The sequence below is a fragment of the Flavobacterium branchiophilum FL-15 genome (genome assembly GCF_000253275.1).
Classification (GTDB): Bacteria; Bacteroidota; Bacteroidia; order Flavobacteriales; family Flavobacteriaceae; genus Flavobacterium; species Flavobacterium branchiophilum.
Window position 1 is genome coordinate 3457037 of sequence record NC_016001.1, and the last position, 12424, is coordinate 3469460.

The following is a 12424-nucleotide window of genomic DNA, read 5'->3' on the forward strand; positions in this document are numbered from 1 at the left end:
TTTTAAATGAGCGATCAATTAAAACACGAATGTGGCATTGCCTTAATTAGGCTATTAAAACCCCTTGAATTTTATAAAGAAAAGTACGGAACAGCTTTTTATGGGGTTCAAAAGATGTATCTTTTGATGGAAAAACAACACAATAGAGGCCAAGATGGTGCTGGATTTGCAAGCATAAAATTGGATGTTGAGCCAGGCGAAAGATATATTAGTCGTGTGCGATCAAACCAGGCACAACCCATTCAAGACGTATTTGCTCAAATTAACGACCGCATCAACGAAGAGCTTACCAAACACCCCGAATATGCCAACGATATCGCTTTGCAAAAAGCCAATATCCCTTATATTGGCGAACTTTTTTTGGGACATGTTCGGTATGGTACTTTTGGTAAAAACAGTATCGAAAGCGTACACCCTTTTTTGCGTCAGAATAATTGGATGCACCGCAATTTGATTTTGGCAGGAAATTTCAATATGACCAACGTAAAAGAACTCTTTAACGGCTTGGTCGAACTAGGGCAACATCCAAAAGAAATGACAGACACCGTAACTGTCATGGAAAAAATAGGTCATTTTTTAGACAATGAAGTTACCCAACTGTATCAAGAGTGTAAAAATTTAGGATTGACAAAAAGAGAAGCCTCGCCATATATAGCCGAAAACTTGAATTTGGCCAAAATATTGCATCGTGCTTCAAAAAATTTAGACGGTGGCTATGCCATGGCTGGCTTACTTGGTCACGGAGATGCCTTTGTGTTTAGAGATCCTGCTGGAATCCGACCTGCTTATTATTATAAAGACGACGAAATTGTAGTAGTGGCCTCGGAAAGACCCGTAATACAAACCGTTTTTAATGTTGCATTTGACAAAGTACAAGAAATTGAACCTGGCAACGCATTGATTATCAAAAAAAACGGACTTGTAAGTACACAAGAAATATTGACACCAACCATCAAAAAAGCGTGTTCGTTTGAAAGAATCTATTTTTCTAGAGGCAGTGATGCCGAAATTTATCAAGAACGAAAAAAATTAGGTAAACTTATTTTGCCAGCCGTTTTAAAGGCCATTGATGACGATACAGATAACACCGTTTTTTCTTATATTCCAAATACTGCCGAAACTTCTTTTTATGGCATGGTAGAGGCAGCTCAAGATTTTTTGAACCAACGCAAAAACAATTATATTTTAGCAAACCGAAACAAACTTACAAAAGAAACGCTACAAGAATTGCTTGAAGTAAAAATTCGGATGGAAAAAGTAGCTATCAAAGATGCCAAACTACGAACTTTTATTACAGAAGATGCCAGCAGAGACGATTTGGTAGCACATGTATATGACGTTACCTATGGCGTAATACAACCAAACGACAATTTGGTTATTATAGACGATAGCATTGTTAGAGGAACTACCCTAAAAATGAGCATCATCAAAATGATGGATCGATTGAATCCGAAAAAAATCGTTATTGTATCATCGGCTCCACAAATTAGATACCCTGATTGTTATGGTATTGATATGGCAAAACTCGAAGGTTTAATTGCTTTTAGAGCAGCCCTCGAACTATTGAAACAACGAAACATGTACCACATTGTACAAGAAGTGTACGACAAATGCAAGGCTCAAGAAAACTTGAAAGATGCTGAAATGGTTAATTATGTAACACAAATATATGACCCTTTTGAACCTCAAGAAATATCAGACCAAATTGCAAAAATGCTTACCTCGGCAGACATCAAAGCCGAAGTAAAAATTATTTTTCAAACGGTTGAAGACTTACATCTTGCTTGCCCTAAAAACTTGGGCGATTGGTATTTTACAGGCAACTACCCAACGCCAGGAGGCAACAGGGTAGTGAATAGGGCTTTCATGAATTTTTATGAAGGAAAAGATGCTAGAGCCTATTAAAAATGTTAAAATGTGTATTTTATCGTTTTTTTAGGTTAGTTACCTAAATTATTTGGAGGTTAAATAGGCTTATATTACTTTTACAACATCATAAAATAGTAGGTTAAATTTATGGTAGATTTGGGGCAAAAAAGGTGGATTCATTCCACCTTTTTTATTGTACTAAATTCAAACAAACCACCAAATCGTTTGCTATAAAATCCTTGCTTTATCCTTATAATCCGTTTTATTTTTATGGAAAACAATAACCGTTGCCCTTGGTGTTTGTCGAGCGAATTATACAAACAATATCATGACACCGAATGGGGTGTACCAGTACATGACGATCAAAAAATGTTTGAATTTATAATTTTAGAAACCTTTCAAGCAGGATTAAGCTGGCTCACTATTTTAAATAAAAGAGCCCATTTTAAAAAAGCTTTTGATGGATTTGATTATCAAATTATCAAAAATTATTCTGAAACTAAAATTGCCGAATTACTTCAAGACAAAGGAATTGTACGCAACCAATTAAAAATTAGGGCTGCTGTAACAAATGCTGCTGCTTTTATAAAAATACAAGAAGAATTTGGAAGCTTTTGCCAATATCTTTGGCAATTTGTAAATAACCAACCCCTCATCAACCGCCCAAAAACATTATCAGACGTGCCATCAAGCACCCCATTGTCTGACCAAATTAGCAAAGATTTGAAACAACGAGGCTTCAAATTTATGGGTACCACCGTGGTATATGCCCATTTGCAAGCCACAGGAATTGTAAACGACCATTTAGAAAGTTGTAGTTTTAGGGGGTAAAAAATTATCGAAAACCGCTTGAGTTAGTGCTTAAAAAAGTGGCTCTTGGATATAATCCCAACCACAACAACAACCCTATGGGTATGCCGGCAAAGCCCCATCAACAAACCAAAAATTTCTTTCTTTCTTCTAACCACTAACTTCAAACTTCATAATTCAAAACTTCTATAGTTGTTTCTATAAGTTTGTTTTACGATAATTTCAATTCTTGTAATTTTTTTATGAAAAAATTTGCAAAGTGTTTTTTTTGTTTGTACTTTCGCAAAGTAGATACAGTATGTTAAAAACGCAATGAATTTCGTGTATTTACTAGTTGGGCAACATTCTAACCAAAAAGAGCCGAAAGTGAACTTTTAACACAAGATACACTTATTTAAAAAAATAATTTGTTAATTTGCTTTGTGGAAAAAATAGGACACATAGAAATAAGAATAACAGGTTCAAAAGGTAATATTGAACTATCTCCCGATAATTATGACATTAGGGAAATAATTACTATTCTTGAAAATGCCGAAAATTTACTTTATCCTGGCGACAAAAAGGAAAGACCAATTATAAGCTACAATATTGAACAAGGTTCCGTAAAACATATACTTAAAACTTCAATCCAATTTATTATTGGTTTTAATGCTATAATTGGACAAGTTAGTAATATTCAAGAAATTGATTTTCTTGATTTACAGACAGCAAAAGCATTTGAAAATTTACAAAATATTGCGATAAAAAAGGATTATATTTTTAGTATAAAAACTTCATTAGAAAATAGTAATGAGGTGAAAGTTGATAGAACAACTCGATATATCAGAACTGAAGCAATTTGGGCAGATGCGGAATTCTATTTCTATGGTAAAATAACAAATGCCGGAGGGAAAGATAAAGCAAACATCCATATTCTTACAGCAGACTTTGGTACTATTCGTATTCAAACTCCAATTAGTTTTTTAGAGGATTACGAGGAAAATTTACTTTATAAATCTCTTGGAATTAGAGCTTTAGGAAAACAACATTCCTCAACAGGAGAGATAGATACTACAACATTAAAATTCTTAGAGTTAGTTGATTATCAACCAAAGTATGACGATTTATATCTTAAAGGACTTCGTGAAAAAGCTAAAAAATCTTGGCTTGACGGAATTGATCCTGATAGTTGGTTAAAAGAAATTAGAGGAGGTTATGATGCGTAAATCAGTTTTGTTAGACACAAGTTTCTTTATAAGGTTTTTAAATGACAACGATCCTTTATTTAAAAATGCAGATGGTTATTTCCGATATTTTATAAAAGAAGAAATAACAATGATTATTTCGACTATTTCAATTGCTGAATATTGTGTTGGAGGAGATATTTATGAATTACCATTGAAAAATTTACAAATTGTTCCTTTTAATTTAGACCACTCAAAGAAAACAGGAGAATTTGCAAAAATAATTTTGATAAAATATCCGAAAAATTAAAATTAGAGTTAATAATTAAAAACATAATCCAATAAAAAATGTATTTTTGCTATTACAATTATTATTTTTATGTTTGTAAAAAGCCCAAATTTTCTAAACGAAAGATTTCCTTTATCCAATACTTATCAAAATATCTTGAAACAAGGATTATTTATTAGTCTATCTGTTTATTTGTTTTTGATAATTTTTCAGCCATTTGGTACTTATGAATTAAATATTGGTTGGCTCAAATTTCTGATTTTGTTCCCCTATAGCTTAATTACTTTTGTGTTTTTTTGTGGACTAAAACTTATTTATGTTCGTTTAAAATCGAACGTTTGGAACATCAAACACGAAATTTATAATTACTTGATATTACATTTCTTAGTAGCTTTTATTGGATATTTGTATCTGATGAAATTTATTCAAAAATCTGATTTTAGTTTTATGAATTTTTTACTTATAATTTTTATTACTTTTGCTATTGGCATTCCTATTTGCATGCTTAACTTTCTTGGAGCATTTATGTTATCAGTTTATGAAAACAAAAAAGCAGGTTCAAAAGAAAGAAATAATTTAACCAAAAATTCTGATGTAGGGTTGAGTTTATTAGAATTTGAAAACGTGGCTCAAAATTTTGTTTTTGCAAAATCCGAAGGAAACTATTGCTATGTCTATTATTTTGAAAAAGAAGTATTTCAAAAAAAATTAATTAGAATTTCGCTTGCAGGATTGGAAAATGTTTTGATTTCTGAAACAATTCAAAAATGTCATCGTTCTTATATTGTCAATACTTCCTATATTATGTCCAAAAAAGGAAATGCCCAAGGCTATAAAATAAAAGTCGAAAACTATGATGATTACATTCCTGTTTCTAGAAAATATATAAATCAAGTAATATAATAGAAATAACAAACGTTTATAATAGCTTCATTTTTTGGTTTTATGTTAGTTAATTATTGAAATTACTAAGCAATTGTATTGTAAGTATAATTTTCAATATTAAAAAGCTTGTCAAACATCACATTTTCTTGTCAAACATCACATTTTCCTGAATAAATCATTTTAATTAATGATTTTTGCAGTCTCACTAATAACGTGTTAAAACGTTTTGTTTTTACATTACGTTTTACGAATAAATATAAAAAGCATCAAAAATGAAAAAAATTATTACATTAGTACTATTAACAGTATCAACTATTTGCTTTTCACAACAAACAGAATTGTTGGTAAAAGCTAAAATTAGATCCGAAGGTTTCAGTTGCGAACACGACACAATTTCAAAAAAAATCATACTTACGGTTGATTTAGAGGGTAAAACCTATACCCTTTTAAATACTACTATAAAGAACTGCGAGGTTGCTTATCCATTGCCAAGTCCAAAAAAAGACCGATTGTTGAAATTATATATTGAATCAAATAATTATGAAAAAAAATATTTTGAATTTGAACTCAAAGCAGGTTCCAAAGGAAATATCGAAATAGGAGAAATTTTATTAAAAAAAAAAGCGAAAGAATAACTCTTGATTCACAAACCAACAATTTAGAAACCGTTACTGTTTTTGGCATCAAAAAAGAATTTATCAAAGTTGAAGCAGATAAAACAACAATCAGTATCAAAAATAATGACATCTTATCAAACGGTAACATGTACGAAGCCTTAATGAAACTGCCAGGAGTGATGCAAAATCCTTCGGGCGGTTTTTCTTTGAATGGCAAAGGAGCTACAGTTTGGATAGACGGACAACCTACAGGTTTGTCGGGTCAGGACATGATAGGTTTTATCAACAGCCTTCCTGCCAATGTGGTCGAAAAAATTGAAATGATAACCAATCCTGGTGCTTCGTATGATGCCAATTCAACGGGGGGTATTATCAATATTATTACCAATCCAAAAACTTTCAAAGGATTTAGTGGTACGTTAAACTCCAGTTATACTTATAGTAGATACAACAAATATGGCACCTCATTGTCCTTGCTGGGTAAAGTTAAAAAATTAGGTTGGCAGTTTTTAGCAGGTGCAAACCATAACATATCCGACGAACAAAAAAACATTATTAATCAATTTACTGATTTTCAACCAAATGTTTTTTTAAAACAATCTTATTTTACAAAAACAAATGACAAAAGTTTCTTTAACAGAACTACGTTAAACTACGACCTCACAAAACAAACAACTATTGGATTGAAATATAATTTTAATACCAACAAAAATATGAGTAGTTCGAATGGATTAATTAGTGCTGATAATACTTTCCCATCAATAAATACCATAACTAGCAACAATCCAACCGACAAAAACACTAGAAATGAAATCATCCTGTATCTTAAAAACAAAATGGATCAAAATGGATCCGAGATGACAATCTTGGGTGATTGGAGTGTTTTTGACAAAAATAATTTTAACCCGCTTTCTCAATCCAATACTTATAGTATTGTAAACAAAGATTTGAAAATAGACAACAAATATTTGAAAATAGATTTTTCGCTACCCAACAAAAATAAAGATTTTACAATAAATTTCGGGTCAAAAGTGGCTTACAACAAAGTAAAATCTAACGGAAAATACAATATGAACAATACCAATAGTAGCATTTTTGATAACCCAATTTACAACTCACAAATTGATTATCAATACAAAGAAACCAACTATGCGGCTTATTTTGAAACCAAAAAAAAGTTTGACAAATGGAGTTTTATGGCGGGATTAAGAGTAGAACATTTCAAAATCAATAGCGAGGTGTACGGTAGTTCTACCGTTTATGATCGCAAATATACCAATGTATTCCCATCAATCAATTTTTTATATCATCTTAGCAAAATTGTTGATTATTCTATTTCCTATTCACGAAAAGTGCAACAACCTAATTATAGCGATTTGGATCCAAATATCAACGGGTATTATGATAGTTTTACTACTAATAGTGGTAATCCAAACCTTCAATTAAACTTTAACCATAACTTTGAAACACGGTTGTCGCTTTACAAATTTGCTTATTTAGGTTTTAACTACACCTATTCCAATAGTCAAAATTTTCTTGTTTTACAAAACCTAAACAACCTAAAAACCAATCAAACAACCATTACAACAGAGGGTTTAGAAAATTATAATTTCTCTGCTGCAATTCCAATTCCATTTGGTCTTTTTACAGATGGTGTAGCGTATTTCAAAAAACCTATCAATATCAATAAGGTTAGCTATTTGTATTTTATAGCTAATTGTAATATCTTCAAAATCAATCATTTTGATACTTATTTTTCTGGTTCAAAACCATTTTTTTCTTATAATGTTTATTCTCAAATCATTCTCCCATATGACACCAAATTGGTTGCTTCTTACTTTCTAACCTCAAAAGGTACTTACAATATTTATCAAATCAACTCTCCAATGCAAAGACTTGATTTAAGTATCAGTCGGAGTTTTCTTAACAATACATTAAAAGTAACTGCATCGGCAAACGATTTACTACATAGTTATAAAATCAATGCCCTATCGCAATCTAATAACTTGTATATAGACTACAATTTGGCCACAGATACACACAGCTTCAGATTAGGACTTAGTTATAATTTTGGCAAATTTTCAGCCTTACACAAACAAAAAGAAATCAACGAAGACGACAATGAAAAAAATCGGGTAGAGAAAAAATCTAGCATTGGTGTTCAATAATACAAAATATTTAATAAATAATTGATGTAACTTTAGTTGATTTTGCATCAATTATTTGTATAATACCAAATATATTTATAAAATAGTCCAAAGATGCGTAGTTATTTTTTAGAAAAAAATTTCAAAAAAAATCGTTGCATAGCTGGGCTACGGAACTATTTTTTTTGAATAATTTTAGCAAAAAAGAACAAGTAGATTGGACTATTTTATATGTATATTTGGTATAATTATAGCTTTTAATTTAAAAATTACTCAATAATATAAAAAATACTAATACAAAAACTAGCCTTTCCCTGCAACCGCAAGCCGAGCAATGAATGGCTGAATATTATTTATTACCCCATTTTGCGTTAGGGATAGTGGTGGAAATCCTTTTTTTGGTAGAAAGTTATAACTTTAGTTTACTATCAAACTGATTTGTTAGGCATTTTTTAAATCTTTAATAATCTTAAAGGCTACATCTACTTGTTTGTCATTTACTAGTATGGTAAATTCATTTGAAGTAGAAATAACTTCATTGATAATAATGCCTTCCCAAGCCAATCGCTGAAAAATGTAGTAATAAATACCTGGTATCACTATGTTTTCTTTAGGTAATTTTACTGTAATTGAAGATAAATTTTCGAGTTTTTGAATCATTTTTTCATTGGCAAAATGTTTATCTACCAAATGATTGATGCTTTGCGAAACTACAATATTGGTTTCGTTTACACCCCGAGAAGAGGTATAAAACAAATCCGAATGGGTGTTGATTTCTGATATCAAATCGGCTTGTTTGTTTAAAATACTTTCAGAAACCATAAAAGTATAATCCGTTAAGGACGAACGCACCGTGATTTCGCCAATGTTTTTTAAAACTTTAAGAATACTATGATTAATCCTAAAATCCAAATCTACCGACAACCGTTTTAATGCCATCACAATAGCTCCTTGCTTGACATCGCTGGAAAATTCTTGCTTCAAATCGGTCATCATATTCCTAGACAACGACGTAAGGTTGATAATCCCTTCTGAAAGGGCTTGCAACAAAAAAGGTTTGGTTTTGATATAATTTTCTACTATCGACGAAACAGTTCTCATAAATTCAATTGTTTTAAAAACACGGCAAAGATATAAAAAAAAACATTTTGTTACAAATAAAACAATTAGTATTTTAATGAAATTCTCAATATCTTTGCCGCAAACAAAACAGGCTATGTTTTTTTTAGACGATTCTAATTATTTCCCAAATGTAAACCAGGCCAATCCAGAGGGTATATTGGCCATTGGTGGCGATTTGTCTGTAGAGCGGTTGCAACTTGCCTATCGGAGTGGCATTTTTCCTTGGTTTAATGACGATGAACCCATCATTTGGTGGGCTCCTAATCCGAGAATGGTACTTTTTTTAGACGACTATCAACCCTCAAAAAGTATGCGAAACCTATTGAAAAAAAAGCTATTTAGGGTAACATTCAATCAAAATTTTAAGGCCGTTATGACCCATTGCCAGCAAATCAAACGCTACGGGCAGTCGGACACTTGGATTTCCAATGAAATGATAAAAGCCTATTGCCAACTACACGACATAGGTTTTGCCAAATCTGTAGAAGTCTGGCAAGATGATCAACTTGTTGGGGGCTTGTATGGTATTGATTTAGGTCACATTTTTTGTGGCGAAAGCATGTTTTCTGTGGTAGCAAATGCCAGTAAAATAGCTTTTGATTTTTTGGTCAATCATCTAAAAGCCAATCAATACCAGTTATTAGATGCCCAAGTATATAACGATCATTTGGCTCGCTTGGGTTGTATAGAAATCGAAAGAGACGTGTTTATGAAAATTCTAGAAAACAAAGCAAATCCTATATAAAACAACAATTTATACAAACATTTTTTGAGCGTTTCCACAAGCGTCGGGCTATCTGTTTCAAACAACGTTCATTGAACTCCAAAAGAAATATAATATTGTGAAATAAACTTTTTTGATAATCACATTCAGAAACTATATTCGTGCAAAATAACACACACTTTTTGGGGCTAAGGGCTTCTAAAAGGATTTCCTCTACTATCCTTAACGCAAACTCTGGTAAATAATAACATCCAACCAAACATAAGAAATAACCACAATATTTGATTCTTCTTTTATACTTTGTTATCTTTGCCTAAACATCAAACTTATGGCCAAAATCAAAACTGCTTTTTATTGTCAATCCTGTGGAAATCAGTATTCAAAATGGCAAGGACAATGTAATGCCTGCAAAGAATGGAATACCATTGTTGAAGAAATCATTCAAAAAGAAACCAAAGTAGCCTGGAAAATGGCCTCGCCCGAAATAGTAAAAGCATCTAAACCACTACGAATCAACGAAATAGATGCTACACAAGAAGTTCGTATGAACACCACCGACGAGGAACTCAATAGGGTTTTGGGCGGAGGCATAGTACCTGGATCTTTAATTTTGTTAGGCGGCGAACCAGGCATTGGAAAAAGTACCCTTTTATTACAAATTTCGCTAAAATTACCTTACAAAACACTATATGTTTCTGGAGAAGAAAGCCAAAAACAAATCAAAATGAGGGCCGAACGCATAACCCATTCGGGCGAAAATTGTTTTATACTAACGGAAACCAAAACCCAAAATATTTTTAAACAAATTGAAAATATAGCCCCAGAAATTGTCATTATCGATTCTATTCAAACCCTTCATACCGAATATATTGAATCGTCGCCAGGCAGCATTTCTCAAATCAGAGAATGTACGGCAGAGCTTATAAAATTTGCCAAAGAAACCAATGTTCCTGTAATTTTAATTGGCCATATTACCAAAGACGGCAGTATTGCTGGGCCCAAAATTTTAGAACACATGGTAGATACTGTTTTGCAATTTGAAGGCGACAGAAACCATGTGTATCGGATATTGCGATCGCTCAAAAACAGGTTTGGCTCTACGGCCGAGTTGGGCATTTATGAAATGATGGGCAGCGGATTGCGAGAGGTAACCAACCCCTCGGAAATCTTAATATCTCACAAAAACGAAGAACTCTCTGGAACCGCAATAGCCTCTACACTAGAAGGAATGAGACCTTTGATGATAGAAATTCAGGCACTCGTAAGCACCGCTGTATATGGAACCCCACAGCGAAGTACAACGGGATACAATGCCAAAAGACTCAACATGATATTGGCTGTTTTAGAAAAAAGAGCAGGATTTAGACTGGGAGCAAAAGATGTTTTTTTGAATGTAACTGGAGGCATTTCTATAGACGACCCCGCATTAGACTTGTCTGTTGTAGCCGCCATTTTATCGTCTAACGAGGATATTCCCGTTGGAAAAGATTTTTGTTTTGCGGGCGAAGTGGGACTTTCTGGCGAAATAAGACCCGTAAATCGTGTAGATCAACGCATTCAGGAAGCAGAAAAGTTAGGTTTTTCGACCATTTTTGTTTCAAAATACAATAAAATAGCACTCAAAAATACGGCCATCAGCATCAGATTGGTAGCCAAAATTGAGGATATTGCCAGCGAACTCTTTGGATAACCCGTTTCAAAAATTTTAATTCACAATAAATGTCAAAATTATATATAGTACCCACCCCCATTGGCAATTTAGACGACATGACTTTTAGAGCCATCAAAGTTTTGAAAGAAGTTGATTTGATTTTGGCCGAAGACACCCGCACCAGTGGCAAATTGTTGAAACATTTTGACATTGCAACCCACATGCACAGTCACCACATGCACAACGAACACAAAACCGTTGAAAATATTATAGCCCGATTGCAAGCAGGCGAAAATATAGCTTTGATTTCCGATGCGGGAACACCCGCCATATCCGACCCCGGATTTTTACTCACTCGGGCCTGCATTGCTCATCAAATACCCGTAGAATGTTTGCCAGGTGCTACGGCTTTTGTGCCAGCATTAGTCAATAGTGGGTTGCCTAATGATAAATTTGTTTTTGAAGGATTTTTGCCCGAAAAAAAAGGAAGACAAACCCGTTTTTTAGCCTTGGCAGACGAATCCAGAACCATGATTTTTTATGTATCGCCCCACAAGCTGGTAAAAACTTTGCTGGAATTTATTACTTATTTTGGTCCAGACAGACCCCTAACGGTATCTCGAGAAATATCCAAACTTCACGAAGAAACCATTAGAGGTACCGCCCAAGAAGTGTGGCAACATTTTGAAAACAAAGCACCAAAAGGTGAAATTGTAGCAGTAGTTGCAGGTAAATCCAATAAATAATTCCTAAACCTTTTTCAATTCAAAATAACATGACACTAATAGCATTTTTAGAAAGAATAAAACACAACCCCACATCTGTTACTTTTGCAGATACTATTGCAATTATTGAAAAATATTACAACTTTTCACCAACTGCTTTTGTCAATGGCCAACAGCATAATGCCGCAGGCGAAAACTCTGGATCGTGCCAATTGTTTGCCTTTGCAAAAATTCAGCAATTGAATGAATCCGAAACTTTGGCCTGTTTTGGTGCTTATTATTTTGACGACGTAATGAATAATCCTACGGGGAACAACCACCAAAATATTAGAAATTTTATGCAAACCGGCTGGAAAGGTATTGCTTTTGAAGGCATTGCATTAACATTAAAACCCTAATCAACAGCACCCTTTTTGTAGGGG

Annotated in this window: 12 protein-coding genes; 11 read left to right on the plus strand and 1 reads right to left on the minus strand. The window is 33.0% G+C overall.

The window, feature by feature from the left end; translation table 11 throughout:
* Window positions 1-6: 6 nt before the first annotated feature.
* The 7 genes from FBFL15_RS15155 (at window position 7) to FBFL15_RS15185 (ending at window position 7801) form a co-directional block, all read left to right on the plus strand.
* Entirely contained in the window at window positions 7-1905 is a 1899-nt protein-coding gene (locus FBFL15_RS15155) for an amidophosphoribosyltransferase (protein WP_014085385.1), read from the plus strand.
* Window positions 1906-2139: 234 nt separating this feature from the next.
* Window positions 2140-2700 carry a DNA-3-methyladenine glycosylase I gene (locus tag FBFL15_RS15160; protein ID WP_014085386.1) on the plus strand — a complete coding sequence of 187 codons (561 nt, stop codon included), beginning with the start codon at window positions 2140-2142 and terminating at the stop codon, window positions 2698-2700.
* A 401-nt stretch (window positions 2701-3101) separates the two neighbouring features.
* Complete coding sequence (locus FBFL15_RS15165) at window positions 3102-3884, plus strand: hypothetical protein (RefSeq protein ID WP_014085387.1); 783 nt, start codon at window positions 3102-3104, stop codon at window positions 3882-3884.
* On the plus strand, window positions 3874-4152 hold the full coding sequence (locus tag FBFL15_RS15170) for a hypothetical protein (protein WP_193765375.1): 279 nt from the start codon (window positions 3874-3876) through the stop codon (window positions 4150-4152). The genes FBFL15_RS15165 and FBFL15_RS15170 overlap by 11 nt, the downstream gene beginning before the upstream one ends.
* Window positions 4153-4221: 69 nt before the next feature.
* Window positions 4222-5034, plus strand: coding sequence for a LytTR family DNA-binding domain-containing protein (locus FBFL15_RS15175; RefSeq protein WP_014085389.1), 813 nt, complete (start codon window positions 4222-4224; stop codon window positions 5032-5034).
* Window positions 5035-5288: 254 nt separating this feature from the next.
* On the plus strand, window positions 5289-5651 hold the full coding sequence (locus tag FBFL15_RS15180; protein ID WP_014085390.1) for a hypothetical protein: 363 nt from the start codon (window positions 5289-5291) through the stop codon (window positions 5649-5651).
* A gap of 128 nt (window positions 5652-5779) precedes the next feature.
* A complete protein-coding gene (locus tag FBFL15_RS15185; protein ID WP_044032364.1) occupies window positions 5780-7801 on the plus strand; it encodes an outer membrane beta-barrel protein in 2022 nt (673 codons plus the stop codon).
* Window positions 7802-8221: 420 nt separating this feature from the next.
* On the opposite strand, the gene FBFL15_RS15190 is transcribed toward FBFL15_RS15185, so the two are convergent.
* Entirely contained in the window at window positions 8222-8881 is a 660-nt protein-coding gene (locus FBFL15_RS15190; protein WP_014085391.1) for a hypothetical protein, read from the minus strand.
* 115 nt (window positions 8882-8996) lie between these two features.
* Here FBFL15_RS15190 and aat point away from each other — a divergent pair, with 115 nt between their 5' ends.
* The 4 genes from aat to FBFL15_RS15210 all read left to right on the plus strand — a co-directional run bounded on the left by aat (window position 8997) and on the right by FBFL15_RS15210 (window position 12400).
* On the plus strand, window positions 8997-9647 hold the full coding sequence (gene aat, locus FBFL15_RS15195) for a leucyl/phenylalanyl-tRNA--protein transferase (protein WP_014085392.1): 651 nt from the start codon (window positions 8997-8999) through the stop codon (window positions 9645-9647).
* 307 nt (window positions 9648-9954) lie between these two features.
* The gene (gene radA / locus FBFL15_RS15200) at window positions 9955-11316 is read left to right on the plus strand and encodes a DNA repair protein RadA (protein ID WP_014085393.1); all 1362 of its coding nucleotides are present in this window, start codon (window positions 9955-9957) and stop codon (window positions 11314-11316) included.
* 29 nt (window positions 11317-11345) lie between these two features.
* Window positions 11346-12023 carry a 16S rRNA (cytidine(1402)-2'-O)-methyltransferase gene (gene rsmI / locus FBFL15_RS15205; RefSeq protein ID WP_014085394.1) on the plus strand — a complete coding sequence of 226 codons (678 nt, stop codon included), beginning with the start codon at window positions 11346-11348 and terminating at the stop codon, window positions 12021-12023.
* Window positions 12024-12052: 29 nt separating this feature from the next.
* A complete protein-coding gene (locus FBFL15_RS15210) occupies window positions 12053-12400 on the plus strand; it encodes a HopJ type III effector protein (protein ID WP_014085395.1) in 348 nt (115 codons plus the stop codon).
* Window positions 12401-12424: the final 24 nt, after the last annotated feature.

Bases quoted from the DNA above. Each gene is read 5' to 3' on its own strand.
- FBFL15_RS15155 (WP_014085385.1), top strand. From the start codon at position 7: ATGAGCGATCAATTAAAACACGAATGTGGCATTGCCTTAATTAGGCTA.
- FBFL15_RS15160 (WP_014085386.1), top strand. From the start codon at position 2,140: ATGGAAAACAATAACCGTTGCCCTTGGTGTTTGTCGAGCGAATTATAC.
- FBFL15_RS15170 (WP_193765375.1), top strand. From the start codon at position 3,874: ATGATGCGTAAATCAGTTTTGTTAGACACAAGTTTCTTTATAAGGTTT.
- FBFL15_RS15175 (WP_014085389.1), top strand. From the start codon at position 4,222: ATGTTTGTAAAAAGCCCAAATTTTCTAAACGAAAGATTTCCTTTATCC.
- FBFL15_RS15180 (WP_014085390.1), top strand. From the start codon at position 5,289: ATGAAAAAAATTATTACATTAGTACTATTAACAGTATCAACTATTTGC.
- FBFL15_RS15185 (WP_044032364.1), top strand. From the start codon at position 5,780: ATGTACGAAGCCTTAATGAAACTGCCAGGAGTGATGCAAAATCCTTCG.
- FBFL15_RS15190 (WP_014085391.1), bottom strand. From the start codon at position 8,881: ATGAGAACTGTTTCGTCGATAGTAGAAAATTATATCAAAACCAAACCT.
- aat (WP_014085392.1), top strand. From the start codon at position 8,997: ATGTTTTTTTTAGACGATTCTAATTATTTCCCAAATGTAAACCAGGCC.
- radA (WP_014085393.1), top strand. From the start codon at position 9,955: ATGGCCAAAATCAAAACTGCTTTTTATTGTCAATCCTGTGGAAATCAG.
- rsmI (WP_014085394.1), top strand. From the start codon at position 11,346: ATGTCAAAATTATATATAGTACCCACCCCCATTGGCAATTTAGACGAC.
- FBFL15_RS15210 (WP_014085395.1), top strand. From the start codon at position 12,053: ATGACACTAATAGCATTTTTAGAAAGAATAAAACACAACCCCACATCT.